Origin of the sequence: Moorena sp. SIOASIH (assembly GCF_010671925.1) — a bacterium.
Lineage (GTDB): Bacteria > Cyanobacteriota > Cyanobacteriia > Cyanobacteriales > Coleofasciculaceae > Moorena.
Window position 1 is genome coordinate 106,591 of the sequence record NZ_JAAHIH010000010.1, and the last position, 17,870, is coordinate 124,460.

General features: G+C 44.7%; 19 protein-coding genes. 10 read left to right on the top strand and 9 right to left on the bottom strand.

What is annotated here, in order from left to right; translation table 11 throughout:
• Window positions 1–405 precede the first annotated feature (405 nt).
• The 5 genes from F6J90_RS41220 to F6J90_RS41240 form a co-directional block, all read right to left on the bottom strand.
• Window positions 406–558 carry a hypothetical protein gene (locus tag F6J90_RS41220; RefSeq protein ID WP_293108076.1) on the bottom strand — a complete coding sequence of 51 codons (153 nt, stop codon included), beginning with the start codon at window positions 556–558 and terminating at the stop codon, window positions 406–408.
• A 491-nt stretch (window positions 559–1,049) separates the two neighbouring features.
• Window positions 1,050–1,325, bottom strand: a complete 276-nt coding sequence (locus F6J90_RS41225) for a MoaD/ThiS family protein (RefSeq protein ID WP_293108079.1) — start codon at window positions 1,323–1,325, stop codon at window positions 1,050–1,052.
• A 251-nt stretch (window positions 1,326–1,576) separates the two neighbouring features.
• Window positions 1,577–1,732, bottom strand: coding sequence for a hypothetical protein (locus F6J90_RS41230; protein WP_293108082.1), 156 nt, complete (start codon window positions 1,730–1,732; stop codon window positions 1,577–1,579).
• Window positions 1,711–3,015 (bottom strand): threonine synthase, encoded by a 1,305-nt coding sequence (gene thrC, locus F6J90_RS41235; protein WP_293108085.1) that lies wholly within the window; start codon window positions 3,013–3,015, stop codon window positions 1,711–1,713. The genes F6J90_RS41230 and thrC overlap by 22 nt, the downstream gene beginning before the upstream one ends.
• 163 nt (window positions 3,016–3,178) lie before the next feature.
• Complete coding sequence (locus tag F6J90_RS41240) at window positions 3,179–3,340, bottom strand: hypothetical protein (protein WP_293108088.1); 162 nt, start codon at window positions 3,338–3,340, stop codon at window positions 3,179–3,181.
• Window positions 3,341–3,430: 90 nt separating this feature from the next.
• Here F6J90_RS41240 and F6J90_RS41245 point away from each other — a divergent pair, with 90 nt between their 5' ends.
• Together F6J90_RS41245 and ggt are read left to right on the top strand one after the other, a co-directional pair.
• Entirely contained in the window at window positions 3,431–3,565 is a 135-nt protein-coding gene (locus F6J90_RS41245) for a hypothetical protein (RefSeq protein WP_293108091.1), read from the top strand.
• Between the two features lie 74 nt (window positions 3,566–3,639).
• Window positions 3,640–4,827 (top strand): gamma-glutamyltransferase, encoded by a 1,188-nt coding sequence (ggt, locus tag F6J90_RS41250; protein WP_293108094.1) that lies wholly within the window; start codon window positions 3,640–3,642, stop codon window positions 4,825–4,827.
• A gap of 38 nt (window positions 4,828–4,865) precedes the next feature.
• On the opposite strand, the gene F6J90_RS41255 is transcribed toward ggt, so the two are convergent.
• A complete protein-coding gene (locus F6J90_RS41255) occupies window positions 4,866–6,092 on the bottom strand; it encodes a transposase (RefSeq protein ID WP_293108097.1) in 1,227 nt (408 codons plus the stop codon).
• A 228-nt stretch (window positions 6,093–6,320) separates the two neighbouring features.
• On the opposite strand from F6J90_RS41255, the gene F6J90_RS41260 reads away from it, so the two are divergent.
• The 3 genes from F6J90_RS41260 to F6J90_RS41270 all read left to right on the top strand — a co-directional run bounded on the left by F6J90_RS41260 (window position 6,321) and on the right by F6J90_RS41270 (window position 9,005).
• Window positions 6,321–6,893, top strand: coding sequence for a gamma-glutamyltransferase (locus F6J90_RS41260; RefSeq protein WP_293108099.1), 573 nt, complete (start codon window positions 6,321–6,323; stop codon window positions 6,891–6,893).
• 308 nt (window positions 6,894–7,201) lie between these two features.
• Complete coding sequence (locus F6J90_RS41265; protein ID WP_293108102.1) at window positions 7,202–7,930, top strand: hypothetical protein; 729 nt, start codon at window positions 7,202–7,204, stop codon at window positions 7,928–7,930.
• Window positions 7,923–9,005 (top strand): pentapeptide repeat-containing protein, encoded by a 1,083-nt coding sequence (locus F6J90_RS41270; RefSeq protein WP_293108105.1) that lies wholly within the window; start codon window positions 7,923–7,925, stop codon window positions 9,003–9,005. The genes F6J90_RS41265 and F6J90_RS41270 overlap by 8 nt, the downstream gene beginning before the upstream one ends.
• Before the next feature lie 200 nt (window positions 9,006–9,205).
• Here the strand turns inward: F6J90_RS41270 and F6J90_RS41275 are convergent, their stop codons facing one another.
• The gene (locus F6J90_RS41275) at window positions 9,206–9,493 is read right to left on the bottom strand and encodes a hypothetical protein (protein ID WP_293108108.1); all 288 of its coding nucleotides are present in this window, start codon (window positions 9,491–9,493) and stop codon (window positions 9,206–9,208) included.
• Between the two features lie 583 nt (window positions 9,494–10,076).
• Entirely contained in the window at window positions 10,077–10,310 is a 234-nt protein-coding gene (locus tag F6J90_RS41280; RefSeq protein WP_293108111.1) for a hypothetical protein, read from the bottom strand.
• A gap of 48 nt (window positions 10,311–10,358) precedes the next feature.
• Here F6J90_RS41280 and F6J90_RS41285 point away from each other — a divergent pair, with 48 nt between their 5' ends.
• Window positions 10,359–10,544: a hypothetical protein gene (locus F6J90_RS41285; protein ID WP_070392097.1), complete on the top strand. Its 186-nt coding sequence runs from the start codon at window positions 10,359–10,361 to the stop codon at window positions 10,542–10,544.
• Complete coding sequence (locus F6J90_RS41290) at window positions 10,541–10,804, top strand: hypothetical protein (protein ID WP_293108114.1); 264 nt, start codon at window positions 10,541–10,543, stop codon at window positions 10,802–10,804. Before F6J90_RS41285 ends, F6J90_RS41290 begins: the two co-directional genes overlap by 4 nt.
• A gap of 191 nt (window positions 10,805–10,995) precedes the next feature.
• On the opposite strand, the gene F6J90_RS41295 is transcribed toward F6J90_RS41290, so the two are convergent.
• Window positions 10,996–15,285, bottom strand: a complete 4,290-nt coding sequence (locus tag F6J90_RS41295; RefSeq protein WP_293108117.1) for a caspase family protein — start codon at window positions 15,283–15,285, stop codon at window positions 10,996–10,998.
• A gap of 111 nt (window positions 15,286–15,396) precedes the next feature.
• Between F6J90_RS41295 and F6J90_RS41300 the strand changes: the two genes are divergently transcribed.
• The 3 genes from F6J90_RS41300 (at window position 15,397) to F6J90_RS41310 (ending at window position 17,696) form a co-directional block, all read left to right on the top strand.
• Window positions 15,397–15,852 (top strand): hypothetical protein, encoded by a 456-nt coding sequence (locus F6J90_RS41300; protein ID WP_293108120.1) that lies wholly within the window; start codon window positions 15,397–15,399, stop codon window positions 15,850–15,852.
• 32 nt (window positions 15,853–15,884) lie between these two features.
• Window positions 15,885–16,007: a hypothetical protein gene (locus F6J90_RS41305; protein ID WP_293108123.1), complete on the top strand. Its 123-nt coding sequence runs from the start codon at window positions 15,885–15,887 to the stop codon at window positions 16,005–16,007.
• 261 nt (window positions 16,008–16,268) lie between these two features.
• Window positions 16,269–17,696, top strand: coding sequence for a hypothetical protein (locus F6J90_RS41310; protein WP_293108126.1), 1,428 nt, complete (start codon window positions 16,269–16,271; stop codon window positions 17,694–17,696).
• The last annotated feature ends 174 nt before the right edge of the window (window positions 17,697–17,870 follow it).

Sequence of the window (17,870 nt, forward strand, 5' to 3'; positions counted from 1 at the left end):
TAGTTTTTTATAATTATTGAGGTTTTTGTTGACCAGCTCTAGGATTGCCCATGGCTATGAGCTACTGATACTACTTAGCTATGACTACCAATCCTACTGATAATAATAACTAAAAAAAATTATTTGATAGTTTTAGTTTGTGATATGATATAATAAAGAGATATTGCTATTCCTGCGGATGTCTAGTCAAAAACTACCGCAAACTTAGTCACCAACTTTTAGTCACCAACTTTTAGTCACCAACTTTTAGTCACCAAGTTACTAAAGGGGCTATAGTTTTAATATACTATTTAATAGTCTAATTCTAATATACTGAAATTCAGCAACGATAGCATACTGCCGTTGTGCCAGTTCCAAAACTGAACTGCTGTGGGTACACAAACTGCCATAGCGCTCTCAGAATAATCACTGATTTAGCGGCCAGCTCAGTTGCCAGCTCAGTGGCCAGTTCAGTTGCCAGTTACTGTCGGGAATCGGGAGTCGGGAGTCGGGAGTCGGGAATCGGGAATCGGGAGTCGGGAGTAGCTGTAGGGTGGGCAGTGGATCAGACAGATTCACCAAGCTTACCAATGCCCTTAGTAGGCACTGCCCACCTACGATTAACCACAATGATCTCTAAGCACCAGCAACAGCCGGGAGCAAGTTCCTGTAGGGTGGGCAGTGGATCAGACAGATTCACCAAGCTTACCAATCCCGTAGGTAAGCACTGCCCACCTAAGATTTAAGCATTCAGCCGTCAGCTGTCAGCCCTCAGCTAAGGCCAAATGCCTGTGGCCACGCTACGGTAATGGCCACGCTACGGGAATGGATCACCCTACACCGAACAGCAGACTTAACTCAGATTAAATGAATGGTTACCTGTTTTCTTGATGCAATAGCGAGTGGGGTAAACCCTCGCAGGTCGGCGCTGTATCCCTTATTCAAAAGCTGTTCGGTGTAGCGTGGCACAGGCTTCTAGCGTAGCGTGGCACAGGCTTCGACGCTGTGGTAACCCATAAGCTGATACGCGACACGCTGATAGCTTACCCTACGATTAACCACAATGATCTCTAACCACCAGCAACAGCTGTGACAATACTCACTTCATCCCCATCGTTAAGTTTTGTTTCTGTATTTTCCAACAAGCGGATATCTTCCCCGTTCACGTAGAGATTCAAAAATCGACGGGGTTTACCCTGTTCATCGCACATCCGTTGTTTAATCCCAGGACAATTACTTTCCAGGGATTCGATCAGTTCAGAAACATTCGTGCCCTGACATTCTACTGTTGCTTGCTCTTGGGTATATTTTTGCAGAGGAGTAGGAATTAAAACTTTTACAGCCATAATCAATATCTTGCTTTGAATTCTCAATTTTGAAGGTTGAATGGTAACCAATCAGCTATCAGCCATCAGCTATCAGTTATCAGCTATCAGTTATCAGCTATCAGTTATCAGTTATCAGCTATCAGTTATCAGTTATCAGCTATCAGTTATCAGTTATCAGTTATCAGCTATCAGCCATCAGCCATCAGCCATCAGCTATCAGTTATCAGCTTATGGTTTATCACAGGCTAGAAGCCTGTGCCACCACGCTACTAGATCGGTGCTTTTGAGTAAAATAGGCTGACCACTGACCGCTGACCACTGACCGCTGACCGCTGACCGCTGACTGCTGACTGCTGACTGCTGACTGCTGACTGCTGACTGCTGATTGCTGATTGCTGATTGCTTAAACTAAAACTTGTTGCCATTCCAGACGGTCTAGGGTGTTAGCCCGCTCTAATGCTTCCTCGAAATTGTCTAGTTTTGGTTCAATGATCAACGGTTCACCCACATAGCCTTGAACTGCTTCTTGGGTCTTCAAGCCATTACCAGTGATGTAGGCTACTGTAGTTTCATCGGGGTCAATTTTACCAGCTTCTACCAATTTCTTGAGTACAGCAATTGTAGTACCTCCTGCAGTTTCGGTGAAGATTCCTTCAGTTTCTGCCAGCAACTTGATACCTTCGATAATTTCTAGATCAGTGACGGATTCAATGTTTCCGTTAGTTTTATTAGCTATTTCTAAAGCGTAGATGCCGTCGGCTGGGTTTCCAATCGCAATGGATTTAGCAATGGTGTTGGGCTTGACTGGAATAATAAAGTCCCGTCCTGCTTTGAAAGCTTGAGCGATCGGCGAGCAACCTTCTGCTTGAGCACCACTGAAGCGCACTGATTTATCGTCTACTAGACCGACTTTGATGAATTCTTGGAAGCCTTTGTAGATCTTGGTGTATAGGGAACCTGATGCCAAGGGAGCAACCACATGGTCCGGTAGTTGCCAACCCAGTTGTTCAGCCACTTCAAAGCCCAAAGTTTTGGAGCCTTCTGAGTAGTAGGGACGTAGGTTAATGTTCACAAATCCCCAACCGTGGCTGTTGGCTACTTCACAACAGAGGCGGTTGACTTGGTCGTAGTTGCCTTTGACTGCCATTAATGTGGGGTTGTAAATCAGAGTACCCATCACTTTACCCGCTTCCAAGTCAGCAGGGATAAACACGCAGCAGTCGAGTCCAGCATGAGCTGCGATCGCAGCAGTAGAATTCGCTAAGTTTCCAGTACTAGCACAGGATACCGTTGAGAAGCCTAACTCCCGTGCTCTACTTAGAGCTACTGATACCACCCGGTCTTTGAAGCTGAGGGTGGGCATGTTGACGGCATCATTTTTAATGTAGAGATTTTTTAACCCTAAGCGTCTAGCCAACCGAGTCGATTTCACTAAGGGAGTCATTCCCGTACCCACATCAATATAGTTATCAGTAGCAAGGGGTAAGAAAGAACGATAGCGCCAGATGGATTTCGGACCTGCCTCGATGCTCTGGCGGGTTACATGGTTTCTGAGGGTACCGTAGTCATATTTTACTTCCAACGGACCAAAGCATTCCTCACAAACGTGCATTGCCTTTGGCTCATACTCCGCACCACACTCTTTACACTTGAGCTTGGTAAATGCAGTAGATGTCTGGGTTTTGGGAGTAATTGTGGCTTGGCTCATGGGTATATCTCTAATTACGTTCTCTAATTACGTTTCTAATTGGTTCGGTCAACACTTGATTAAAAGTAACATACCTCAAAATGCACGTCAAACATACCCGACTTTTTTAGTCGGGATTAATTGCACCCCTTACACAGCAACCATTAACCAGTGGAAATTACTGTCAATTCAGATACAAACGTTTGGTTGGATTAGTGATATAGGGCTGTGTGTAGGCAAGAGGCAAGAGGCAAGAGGCAAGAGGCAAGAGGAACCCACCCCTAACCCCTCCCAGGAGGGGAAGGCAAGAGGCAAGAGGCAAGAGGCAAGAGGCAACCTTCAACATTTTTGAATTAAGAATTTAGAATGTAGAATTTAGAATTTGGAATTCTAGATTCTGCATTCTGACAGACAACCTACCCTACACCGAATCGCTTTGGGCGAACAACCTGCCAACTTTCGCAACCCCGACTCCCGATTCCCGACTCCCGACTCCCGACTCCCGACTCCCGACTCCCGACTCCCGACTCCCGACTCCCTAGTAGCGCTGATCGAGATGTGCCTGACATAGGGCGGGAACCGCTATAGTATCCTTCCGAAAGCGGAAAATTATTTCCAATTCCTCAATATTCCTTCAACTATCCCATGGGCAAGATAGCCAGAACACATAAATTCATCATCATTTGCCTCACTACTCTAATTTTCATTAGTGCTGGCAGCGCCTCTGCTCAAGACACAGTTATCTTTAGCACAAAAGATATCTTTCATCCCGTTATCGCTAACAACGGTATGGTTTCCTCTCAAGAAGGCTATGCCTCACAAGCTGGTTTAGCGGTTTTAAAAGAAGGTGGCAATGCCGTTGATGCTGCGGTAACCATTGGGTTTACCCTAGCGGTAACCTTACCCCGAGCTGGCAATCTCGGTGGCGGTGGCTTTATGCTCTTACATCTGGCCAAGGATAACCAAACCATTGCTATTGATTATCGGGAGAAAGCACCACTAGCTGCTACTCGTGATATGTTTCTGGATAAGAATGGTGAGGTTGACCCAGAAAAGTCTCGATACAGTTATTTATCTGTGGGTGTTCCTGGTACCGTAGCTGGGTTAACTATGGCACTAGAAAAATACGGCACTATTTCCTTAGAACGGGCATTACAACCAGCTATAGAATTAGCAGAAAAAGGGTTCCCAGTTTATGAAGATTTGCTGGGCTCTCTGAGAGACTATAAGCAGAAAATGCAGGCTTCTGAGGCGAGTATGGCTATTTTTTATAAGCCAGGAGGTGTCCCTTATCAGGTAGGGGAAATCTTGGTACAAAACGATTTAGCCCGTAGTTTAAAGCTAATTGCTAAACATGGGGCTAAAGCTTTTTATGAAGGTGCGATCGCATCCGCTATCGTAGCAGACATGGAAGCCAATGGTGGTCTGATTACCAAAGAGGATTTAGCCACCTATAAACCCGTGATTCGAGAGCCGATTCGGGGCACTTATCGGGGCTATGAGATTTATTCTATGCCACCTCCAAGCTCTGGAGGTATCCATCTGGTGCAGATGTTGAATACTTTAGAAGCCTTTCCGATTCGGAAACTGGGACATAATACTGCCCAAACAATTCATTTAATGACCGAAAGTATGAAGTTAGCCTATGCTGACCGTTCTAAATTTTTAGGAGATTCTGACTTTGTTACCGTTCCCATTGGTGAATTAACCTCTAAAACCTATGCTGAACGAATCCGTCAAGGGATTAATCCCTATCGAGCAACTCCCAGTTCAGAAATTGCCCCTGGTAATATTACTCAACCGATAGAAAGCAATGATACTACCCATTATTAAGTGATGGATAAATATGGCAATGCTGTTGGTGACAGCTCCTACACTGACCCGTTGGGTTCAGTGTAGGCTTCCCAGCCAATCCGGCCATCGCTTAGGAGGCGCTGGGCTTTAAGAACGGACTGCCCTGCCGCTCTGTTTCGTATATTGATCGCTGCATTATGATCACGATCGAGGCTGCAACCACAATGGGGACAATCGTGCCACCTTGTATGCAGCTTTTTGGGAACTTTTTTGCCACAATTGGAGCAATTCTGTGAGGTGTTTTGGGCACTTACCGGAACCGCCAACAAGCCAGCATTTTCGGCTTTGCTTGCCAGGATTGTCAGAAAGCTTGACCAACCCGCATCCAATACAGACTTAGCCAATCGGGACTTAGCCAGTCCCTTTACATTTAACTTTTCGTGAGCTACTACATCGTATTTTGACAGCAAATAATTGGCGGTCTTAAAGTGGAAGTCTTTCCGTTTATCCGCTACTTTTTTGTGCTGTCTACCAAGTTGCTTGATAGCCTTGAGTCTGTTGCTGCCTCCCTTCTTCCGTCGAGATACCCTTTTCTGAATAACCTTCAATCTTTTTTGAGATTTTCGGTAATACTGAGGAATTTCTATTGTCTCTCCTTCCGAAGTAGTCAAAAACTCCTTAAGACCAACATCAATACCGACTATTGAGTCAGGATTAATGTCAGGTTTAACTTCAGGTACAGTTTGATATTCTAGGGACAATACCAGATAATATCCATCACACTTTTTGGTGATCGAAGCTGTTTTGATTTTGAATCCATCAGGAATAGGGCGATGTAGTACAACCTTGATTTTCCCTATTTTAGGGAGGTTGATAAGATTGCCATCCAAACAACCTTCTTTCATTTGGGGGTAGGTAAAGGTGCGGTAGCGGTGTTGTTTCTTAAACCTGGGTCTACCACTCCGCTTCCCATTGCAATCCCCCTTAACAAATCTATCAAAAGCGTGCTTTACTCTTTTGACTACATCCTGAAGCACCTGGGAATGTATGTCCCTGTACCAAGGATGAGTCTTCTTGAGATTGGGTAAAGTCTTTTTCTGGGAGTAGTAATCTGGATTGTCCCTTAATTCGGAAAGATGGCAGACAAGAGGACAAGCATTAATTGAACAGCGATTTTCCTCGTACCAACGAAACCGATCGGCCAACAAATAGTTATATTGAGCACACAGCATTGACAGCCAGTGATCTATCTTGGCTTTTTGCTGCTTTGTTGGTTTTAACCGGTACTGGTACGCGATTCTCATTTGACTTGTTCTCTAGCTCATCGACCTACTATTAGTATAATATACAGCTAGTCAAAGCGCCAGTCAGAATGAAAACAATAAAAATGACAATTAGACTTACCGATTTCGAGAAAAGACAACTGGAGCAAGAAGCAAAACGGAGGGGAATGACTCAGTAATCAATACAATGAAGTTTTATAGCTCTTCTTCCTGATCCAAAAGACCCTGTGCAAAATTAATCCCACACTCATGCTGCGCATTGAGATGTGGGGCTTCTTTTGCAGGACAGTTAATACCTATACTTTAAACTTCAGATATGGCAGTACAATTACTGTACCGGGAACGGGTATTCTCCTCAACAATGAAATGGATGATTTTTCAGCTAAGCCAGGGGTTGCCAATTTTTTTGGATTAACTGGAGCAGAATTCAATGCTATAGCACCACAGAAAAGGATGCTGAGTTCTATGACTCCAACAATTGTGCTCAAAGATGGTAAGGCTTATCTGGTCACTGGCAGTCCAGGAGGGAGTAAGATTATTACCACCGTTTTGCAATTGATTCTGAATTTAATTGATCACCAGCTCAATATTGCTACAGCTACTAATGCCATTCGGGTACATCATCAATGGTTACCGGATCAACTTTTTGTAGAACAGGGTTTAAATGGTGATACAATCCAGTTATTAAACTATAAAGGATATAAGATTTCGGTGGATGATTCTATGGGGAGTACCCAGAGTATCATGTACATTAACAATTCATTTGAAGGTGCATCTGATCCTCGCCGACCTGGTGCCTTAACCAAATGGTTATTAACATAGCATTTACTTTAGCAATCCGTGTAGGAATTGTGGGAATTTTTGATCGTAAGGTAAGCATTCAGCTGTCAGCTGTCAGCTGTCAGCCGTCAGCCGTCAGCCAATGGCTCTTCCCGTAGCCTGCCCGTAGCCCATAAGCTGATAACTGATAGCTGAATGCTTACATCATAAGTTCCCGACTCCCAACTCCCGACTCCCGACTCCCGACTCCCGACTCCCTATTCCCTATTCCCTGTTCCCTTTGCTATTACATGCCTCCACCAAATCCTAAGAATAAATGCCTAGATTGCTTAGGGATGAAATTGGAAGGAATGCTGATTCCGCCAAACAAACAAAAACGTAAGTTTTGGCAACAACCCTCTAAAATCCCGCAGATTAATTTATACCTAACCATTCAATTTAAGCAGCAGTGGGAAGAGTTGCTCGAAGGTCGTGTTAAATTTGGACTCAAAGGTGGAGTACTGCGCCTTCATCTCCAAAATGGTAATATCCCCTATGAATTCCGTGACCTTGGTGGTTATCTTCAACTGGCAACAGTAGGTAATCAACAGCCACCATGGCCTAGTTGTGATCTCAAGCAGCGTCCAACAGACCCTAATGGCAACAGGGAAAAAGGGGGAGGTAATGTTACTCCAGAAGCTACCCAATCGCAATCCCACGAGACATCCCAACTAGAATATCAACCAGAATCCTACGAGACATCCCACGAGACCGATCAAGTTTCCTGGTGCCACATTACCAATCAAGTTTCGGCGGAAAATCCTGCCTGGATTTTTGAAGAAGAGAAGGGGAATGGTGTTTTATTTGGTTGTCTGAATCGGGTAAAGCTAGCAACTGTCAATGTCACTGCTTTACCCTGTCGTATCCAAGCAATCTTTGAAGTATCCCAGGGAGATATTTGTGTAACTGAAGTTGAGGGGTTGTGGTCCAATAACCTCACCCGCAATAAAACCGTTGTGCTAAACAGACTGATTGTGGAACATTTGTTGGTAACTAAATTTAAGCCCTATCTGTCTCGAGTGAAATTGCAATATGGGTGAGGAAAAATCTCAACCGATTCTGCTAAGCCTGATCAAGCGGGTTGTAGTGGCAGAAACAGACAATCTTGAGCAGTTGACCGCAATGGTTGGGCTGAATCTGGCTGAGGACTTCACTGGGGCTGACTTAAGTTACACTGACCTCAGCCAAGCTAGGTTGATTGAAGGGGATTTCAGAGGAACGGATTTCCGGGGGGCTAACCTCCAAGGTGCCAACTTCTGTAATGCTGACTTGAGGGGGGCTGATTTCAGGAATGCGAATCTAAGCATGAGCGACTTCAGGAGTGCTAATCTCCAGGGGGTAAGCCTTGGTGGTGCTGACCTGAGGGGGATACGATTAGATGGGGCTAATGTCAGGGATGGTGACCTCAGTGGTGCTGACTTGAGGGGAGCTGACCTCAGGAAAACTGACCTGACTGGTGTCAATCTTAGCGAGGCTAAATTGGGAGGTGCTTACCTCCAGGGGGCTAAACTCAGGGGGGCTAATCTGGGTAGTGCGATTTTGAGCAGAGCTAACCTTCAGGGGACTAACCTGATCCGTGCCCACCTGGGGGGGGCTGACTTGAGGTGTGTTGATTTATCTTATGCTAACTTGAGCCGTGCTGAGCTTAGTGAAGCTAATCTCAAAGGTGCGAAACTGAGGGGAACTAATCTCAAAGGTGCTGATTTAAGTTTAGCAGATATGACCCAAGTTTGCCTGATTCGTGGTAATTTGAGTTATGTCCATCTGATTCGTGCCAACCTACGCAAAGCTGAGCTGATTCGTACCGACTTAAGTCACAGTGATCTCAGGGGAGTTGATCTTCAGGGAGCTGACTTGAGTTTGGCTATCTTTGAAAATGCTGACCTTAGGAGTGCTAATCTCAGAAGTGCCAAGATGAATCTTTCTGAGTTAGATGGTGCCAATCTCAGGGGGGCTGATTTTACTCATGCTGAGATTAGGGGGGCAAAAGTTAAAGGGGCTAGGTTCGCTAAAAATAGAGGTATTTCTGATCAGATGAGACGGGTTTTAATGCGCTTAGGGGCAATTTTTGAAGATGACGACCGCGATAGCTCTAGGGTAATTATTTCTCGTTAAGTTAGGGAGTATCTTTCGGTAAATTGTAGCGCTGGGGGCAGGGAATCGGGAATCGGGAATCGGGAATCGGGAAAAAGTTATGAAAAAACTTTTTATATAAAGGGTTTAGCAATTTGTCTTGATCCAGTAGCGATTAGGGTGCGTTAGGCTTTGCCGTCACGCACCCACAAGATCTATTACAAGACCGCGATCGCATTTTTCTAAGCAACGTTATCCCCTGAGGTACGTAAGGGAATTAGAGGCAGCAGGGGAGACAAGGGAATAAGAGACACATTTGAAGTTTCAGTCTTGTCAGGCTCGGGTGCTTGGAAAGGTTCCTCAAATTGCTCAAACTCCATTTCGGACACTGGTTGCTGTAACAATTTTTCTAATCCAATTTGCGGTTTGACTTCATCAATATCTTCTTCGAGGATTTGATTGAGCTTAATTTTGTCTTCTATTTCCAGAGTAGTGATTGCTTCAACAATAGACTCGAAAGGAATTAGCATTTTGACAGCAGCTTGTATCATGTTTACCTTCCGGGATTATGTGTATATGATTACTTAAGTTACTATACTAGCGTCGATTTACCTCTGTGGTAACCCCAGTTTATGTTTATTAACATTTCCTTCCAAGTCAGCATCTTAACTGTTGACTATTTTCCCAAAATGTGTTTAAACGAGCCATAAAGTTTTACCAGCTATGGTTATTGTCAACAGATCAGTACATAGTATGAAAATAACCAAAAATGTATTTAAACATACTATTAAGGATGGAAAACTGCTTTTACCTAGGTTGATTAACAGGGATTATCTGATGTCTGTATAATTACTCTAATAGAAATCTCCCGATCTCCCCATCCTCACAGGGGTAGGTTTTTTACATTTGGGTCGGGAGTCGGAAATCGGGAGTCGGGAGGGGTGCGACCCCGCGCTTTTTCAAAGCTAAGCGTGAACGCGCAAGCCCTGGGAGTCGGGAGTCGGGAAAAGCAGGAAATGGGGAGAATTATCCCGGAAATTATTGTGTATTTTGATACGAATTTTGATTAATTTATACGTAGCGATGCAGCGCGGTCTTGGAAACCCCCACTCGCTATTGCATCAAGACAATAAAAGTACGTACTCGCCCCTTTGTAAAAAATCTACCCTTGTAAGATCTCCCCACACTCCCCGCGCTTCCCACACTTCCCACACTTCCCACACTTCCCGCGCCCCCGCCCCATCTCCCTATCTCCCCATCTCCCCATCTCCCCACACTTCCCACACTTCCCACACTTCCCACACTTCCCACAGGTTTATTATGGGTTTCAACCGGACGAATAATCAAGATTTGGAAGTAAAATCACCAACATCCCTATTACTTCGGTCGGGTGCGATGGAACCAACAGAAGCACAATATCTAATTCTCAATGCTTTGGATACCTTAGGTTTACTAGAAAATACTGTTTATGACCAAGACAATGGCATTTGGTACATTAGCACTGCCAGCCTTCTTCTGCCGTTTGCTATGCTTTTACCAAATGGTGAAATTACCCCGATTACACCTGTAGCCGAATTATGAACCCCTTAAGTGAATTACAACAACAGCAATATCAACGAATGATAGAACTCTCGACTCTGGCTCGTCAGCGATATCTGGACTCCGGAGGAGATCCAAACCGAGCCTCAGGGAGTCTACACAATGAAAATTACATGACTGCGGAAGAACAGCAGGAATTCTTGGTATTAGCTAGAGCACTTTCCGGGATATACATTAATAATGGTTATGTTTACTGTCAAGGGCGGTCTTGGAAATTACCGGAAGTGTTGAATCACGACTAGAGGGGGAGTGTGGAGAGAGGGAGGAGTGTGGGAAGTGTGGGAAGTGTGGGAAGTGTGGGAAGTGTGGGTAAACTTAAAAACTCTTCAAACTATGTATTAAAATAAGCTATAATATAATATTTATCTAAACAATTCTACCCATTTCCCTATCTCCCTGCTCCCTGCTCCCTACTCCCTGCTCCCTTCTTCCTTCACATACCACAAATTTCCCTTAATTCTGTTTCCTTTTCATGAGTGACAAGGTAATCATGGAGCCAATCACAACTCTTTGCCACTAAATCATCTAAATCGAAATTCCATAAAATTACAGTGTTGTCTGCACTAGCAGAAGCAAGAGTCTGGCCATCTGGGCTAAAGACCACGCTATTGACCCAATCGCTATGTCCGGTGAGGGTGTGCAGGTGTTTGCCTTGGTGATTCCATAGTTTCACCGTCTTGTCCCAACTAGCAGAAGCAAGAGTCTGGCCATCTCGGCTAAAGACCACGTTATTGACCCAATCGCTATGTCCGGTGAGGGTGTGCAGGTGTTTGCCTTGGTGATTCCATAGTTTCACCGTCTTGTCCCAACTAGCAGTAGCGATAGTCTGGCCATCTCGGCTAAAGGCCACGCTAGTGACATTTGCGTTGTGTTCGGTGAGGGTGTGCAGGTGTTTGCCTTTGAGATTCCACAGTTTCACAGTCTTGTCCCAACTAGCAGAAGCGATAGTCTGGCCATCTCGGCTAAAGGCGACGCTATTGACAGGTTCGCTATGTCCAGTGAGGGTGTGCAGGTGTTTGCCTTTGAGATTCCACAGTTTCACCGTGTTGTCATCACTAGCAGAAGCGATAGTCTGGCCATCTCGGCTAAAGACCACGCTATTCACCCAATCGCTATGTCCAGTGAGGGTGTGCAGGGGTTTGCCTTCTCGATTCCACAGTTTCACCGTGTTGTCATCACTAGCAGTAGCGATAGTCTGGCCATCTGGGCTAAAGACGACGCTATTCACCCAATCGCTATGTCCGGTGAGGGTTTGCAGGTGTTTGCCTTGGTGATTCCATAGTTTCACCGTCTTGTCCCAACTAGCAGTAGCAATAGTCTGGTCATCTCGGCTAAAGGCGACGCTAGTGACATCTGCGCTATGTCCAGTGAGGATGTGCAGGTCTTTGCCTTTGAGATTCCACAGTTTCACGGTGTTGTCCAAACTAGCAGTAGCGATAGTCTGGCCATCTCGGCTAAAGGCCACGCTAGTGACAGGTTCGCTATGTCCAGTGAGGGTGTGCAGGGGTTTGCCTTTGAGATTCCACAGTTTCACCGTGTTGTCCAAACTAGCAGAAGCGATAGTTTGGCCGTCTGGGCTAAAGGCGACGGTTATCAGATATTGGCTATGTCCGGTGAGGGTTTGCAGTACTTTGCCTTGCAGATTCCACAGTTTCACGGTGTTGTCCAAACTAGCAGTAGCGATAGTCTGGCCATCTGGGCTAAAGGCGAGACTAGTGACAGTATCAGTATGTCCAGTGAGGGTTTGCAGGTCTTTGCCTTTGAGATTCCACAGTTTCACGGTGTTGTCCCAACTAGCAGAAGCGATAGTCTGGCCATCTCGGCTAAAGGCCACGCTAGTGACAGGTTCGCTATGTCCAGTGAGGGTGTGCAGGGGTTTGCCTTTGAGATTCCACAGTTTCACGGTGTTGTCCCAACTAGCAGAAGCGATAGTCTGGCCATCTCGGCTAAAGGCCACGCTAGTGACAGGTTCGCTATGTCCAGTGAGGGTGTGCAGGGGTTTGCCTTTGAGATTCCACAGTTTCACGGTGTTGTCAAAACTAGCAGAAGCGATAGTCTGGCCATCTCGGCTAAAGACGAGGCTAGTGACAGGTTCGCTATGTCCAGTGAGGGTGTGCAGGTGTTTGCCTTGTAGATTCCATAGTTTCACCGTCTTGTCCAAACTAGCAGAAGCGATAGTCTGGCCATCTCGGCTAAAGACGAGGCTAGTGACAGGTTCGCTATGTCCAGTGAGGGTGTGCAGGTGTTTGCCTTGTAGATTCCATAGTTTCACGGTGTTGTCCCAACTAGCAGAAGCGATAGTCTGGCCATCTCGGCTAAAGGCGACGCTAGTGACAGTATCAGTATGTTTATCCAGGCTATTATACTGGTTGACGCCATAGAGAGATTGCTGCAACTTAGCGATCACTTGTATTCTAGTATCACCTTTTACCCTTTTTGCCTTTTGGAGTTTTCCTACTGCCCTTAAACTCTCTTTTAGAGCATCAAAGGCTTGCTTTGAGGTAAACAAGAGTTCTGAAGATTGACTCAGGGCTTTAATTTCACTTTCTTCTGCCTTTCTCGCCTGTTTACTAGACTCCAATCCAAAAAACGTTGAAACAACTGTCCCCAATACCAACATAGCAATAAACCCTCCCACCATTAACCTGCGGTTACGGGTCATTTGCTTGTGCTTCTGACCGCTGACCTCAATATACTCCTCCGCCAGCCCATTCAACATCCCCAATTCACCATACTTTCTTAAATACTCCTGGGCTTCTATTAACCTCCCCCCAAGCAACAGTAAACCGGCATCATCACGCTTCTTTCCCTTCTCTTGCCATTCAAGCGCCGCCGCTTCCAGCTTGCTTTCGATCACCATCGCTTCTGTGTAAGTCTGCTTCCATTCCACCAACCTTCCCCAGTGGCGAATCAAGGCTTCATGAACCACATCCAAAACCACATCCTGGGAATTTTCCTCATGACTTCTAGTAATCAAGCGGTTGTCTGAACTGGCTAAGGTCTGGCTAACAGCATCGAGCAGTTCTAAACTGTGATGAGAATTGACTAACTCCCCCAGGCGTACTCGTCTACGGGTATCGAGAGTCTCTCCCACTTGAGTTAATTCCAACAACAAACGCCTAGCCACAGTTTGTTCTACCTGGGAGAGACTATCAAATACCTGATTTGCCTTCTTTTCCAGAGTTCCCTCAATTCCCCCTAACTGTTGATAGGTTTCTAACCGTAAAAACGTTTCCTGCTGCTGTCTTGACTGTTTCCATAATTCCGTCAGAGTATATTGGAGCAGGGGAAGGCTACCTGGATAATCTTCGACATCGTTAATCAGTTGCTGTTTTAATCTGCCCTCAATTCCTAATCCTACTAATTCAGCTGGTTTAGCGATCGCTTCTTCAATTTCCTCACGGTTCAAGTGGTCAACATTAATTAATGGTCTATTAATCTTTTCAACAAATTGAGGATACTTTCGCGACCGCCCCCGAAAGTCAGAGCGCATGGCAATTAATACAATTAGATTGTCTTTCTGCTCTAATAATTCAATTAAACTGTTAAAGAATTCCAGCCGTTGGTGAGGTTGACTCATAGTGAAGCACTCTTCAAACTGGTCAATAATCATGACCACCGGTTCAGAAGTCTCTACTAGAGTAAGACTAGAATTGCCTCCCTTGTTATCTAAAAGCTTTCCCAACTCCTGCACCTCCTGTAACCTTTGCTTTGGTGCAACACCCGGAGTGAAAGGTTCTAGATAATGCCAGCGATCGCTTCCGGGAATAGCCTGCCCTAACTTCAGCTGATACAATAATCCTGCCCTGAGTAAGGAAGACTTGCCACTGCCGGAAGCTCCTAATACCATCAGTAGACGGTCTTGATTTTTCACTCGCTCAATTAATTGCTCGGTCAACTTAGAGCGACCATAAAACACCAGAGCATCTTCTGGTTTAGCCGTAAAATAAGACAGAGACCGATAGGGGCACTTATCCTGAAAGCTGGGTTTGGGAAACTGGGTAGTCAGTAGAATGGCTTGTTTTGAGTTAGCAATTAAAGGACGTTGTCCAGTCCTTGACATCTGCTGCTCAATAAACAAGGCCAAATTATGACTAGTAACAATACCATCCGGGGAATTTTCTGGATTCAACCCTGCCAGTAACTCCTTGGTAAATACTCCTTGTTCATGGCTAATTTCTACTCCCGGTTCATAGGAACGAGTAGCAGTAATTAAGCAGTAAACTTTATCAGTTGGGATAAAGTTTAGTAACTCGCCACTGTAGCAACAATCTAACCAAATCACTAGCTGTTTGACTGGGCTAGTTGCGATTTTATCACCCAATTCCCGCAGAGGATAGCCATAAATCCCAACATCAGGAAAGGCATCACTAGTCACTAAGAAAACTTCCTCAACTCCATCCACCTCTTGTCTACAGCCATGGCCTGAAAAGAAGAATAGGGCAGTTTCTGGGGGTTGGTTGGGAGGTGGAGGATTAAACAGATTTGCGACTGCTTCCCTTAATTCCTCTAATTTTACTAGTCCTCTGCTGGATGGTCCCCCTGGTCCTTTTTGGGTCAACCCAAGGGGTAAGTCCTGAATCCGAAACGGTTCATAGCCATACTGTTGTAATCGTTGAGCGACATTTTCCCCGTCTAATGCAGCAACGGTTAGGTCGTTAAAGTTGGTGTATTCTGGATAACGGTTAATCCCAACGATTAGGGCTTCCCATTCCGATGTCATTGGAGCGAGGTTGTGAAATTTTTATTAGCGTAACATACTATCACAATTTCGGGAACTAGGCTGATCCTTCGTGTATAAAGATGATAGTGATTGAAGTAGTGGCAGTGGCTGATGAATACCAACAAAACCTTATTAGCTTTTTTACTTGCTCTGACCGATTTAGACACACCCTTGAGTCAAGCTGAGAATAAGAGCATCAAAGAAATTGGCGATCAACTTGATGCCCAACCTCTGGCCTGGGAGAGGTATACCAAACCCAAGCTGCTAGAGATGATTGCAGCCAATCCTGAGTTAAATCAACGTTACCAAACCTATTACAACCAACTTGACACTAAGGTCGATATTCACCCAGACTATCTCCCCACAGAAGCGGAAATCCAGCCAGTCAATACACCTAGCAGTGTCTGGGGCATGAAAGGACATAAACCTAAGTCATCACCTACAGGCTATGAGCAACAAATTAATAATATTGTGATTGTCGTCAGTCGTACAGAACAACCAGAAGCAGCTGTGAAAGAATTACCCTTGGACAAACTGAAACAGTTTTTAGGGACTTCTGAAAAGTAAAGTACCCAATTCGGGAGTCGGGAGATGGGGAGATGGGGAGATGGGAGATGGGGAGATGGGGAGTCAGATTAGCGACTGGCGTGTCCCCTTTTATTCAGGATCCAGACAGAACCCAAACCACTCTCGCTTTGCATCAAGACAAGGAAGAACATTGAATGTAGCTCGTAAGTATCATCAACACTATACTCATAAGTTTGGTATGATTAGTTCCTGGGAGTTTCCTTAACTAACGGTGCTAACCACTAAACCAAATTAACTTTAACTAAACTACAACGGTTTTAATATTACAGCGTTTTTCATAACTATTAGGTAAACAGGATTTTTTCCCTGTTCCCTGTTCCCTGTTCCCTACTCCCTGCTCCCTGCTCCCTAAAACCTAAGAATTTGTCCCTCACCCAATTTAAAAGAGTGCTATAGTGAGCGATCTAATCTTTCCAACTATCGATTTATTTTTATATGACTTACGAGATGCTCTCAACCTCACTGAAGCTGAGAAGCAACAAAAGCAAGCTAAGTTCCGAGCTAAACTCCCAGCAGATAGTCAATTCTCTGATCCTGATCTAGAAACTAAATATTTAGAACTACTCCCTAAGCAAAAGTATTATGACTTTACCACAGCAAACGATACCCTAGAAGGGTACTACTACCCTGTCCGCTTAAATGATACCTATGGCTTGCAAATTGATTGTTCCATTAACAATCAAACCGACCCCCAAACCCCTGACTGTTTTGCCAGACTCCGAGCCGAAATTGAATGGAGATTACAAGGTGAAACAGCGACCCTAGGGCAAACTTGGATGCTTTCTGGATGGTTACCGAAAACATCGAGCAAAAGCTACGAATACATTGCTAAATCCTGTTATCAGGTTTTAATGACAGCGGCTAATTGGTCACAAGATTTACAGGAATTATCTTCAGCAGAAAATTCGACCAAACAGGAAAAAGACATTGCAAAATCTGGGAATAAGGTTTTCGATAAAGGGGCGAATTGGTCACAAGATTTACATGGAAAAGGAAGCTTATTTGGTGGTCAAGTTTTTGAACTGTGGCGATATCAACCCCATAGTCAGGCCAACTGCCATGTGATCATTATGATCTTTCCTGACCAAGAAAGTATGGAAAAGGCAGCGGAGTTGTATACTGATTGGATGGGTCTGTTTAGTTATAGAAACAAAATTTTATGGGCTTACAGCCAAAGTCGCTTAATCAAAAAGTCATTGGTAGATTTCTATAAGCAGGTTGAAGAAAATCAGAGACTTATCACTGACCAAAACTCTTCTGGCTTTAGAGACCAAACCATCGCCGCCAAACTCGATGACATTCAAAAGTCTTTAGGGAACTATACCCTGGATTTGCCTAAACTAAATTTTCAAAACCAAATTATCGAGATTAATTTATTCAATTATCAAACCCGTTTAGAAATCATCAACCAAAAATGCCAAAAATTAGGTGCCGATAATAACCTAGAGTTTTTAGAAACGTTTAGTAAAGAGGTAAAGGAAAATTACCTATTGCAGGTTACTAAAGACTATGATATAATGGAGGTGGCATTACGGTTGCTAGAGACCAGAATCAATGCCATCCGTAGTCAAATTGAGCTGGAAAAAGCAGAACGCGATCGCAACTTCCAGACTCTAGTAACAGTAGTTGGTGCGGGAACAGCTGTTACGGCTTTAATGGATTTTGATGGGAAGCAGTGTGAGACTGTATCCAAGATTATCCCCCCCTTGGAGAACAGCTGTAAAAACCCTTTGATTGATAGTGTGATAGTACCAGTTGGGCTTATCCTGATCTTTGGAGTAATTGCTTTGTGCTTCAAAAAAATATTATCTGCTAGTAGGTAGGGGTGAAGTGAGCTGTTGCACGATTGAGATTAATCCTATGGTGGGCAGTGCTTACCAATGCTATGGCTAGTAAGTGAATCTAACCGATGCTCTGCCCACCCTACAGTCACTATGGTGGGCAGTGCTTACCCATGCTATGGCTAGTCAGTGAATCTAACCGATGCACTGCCCACC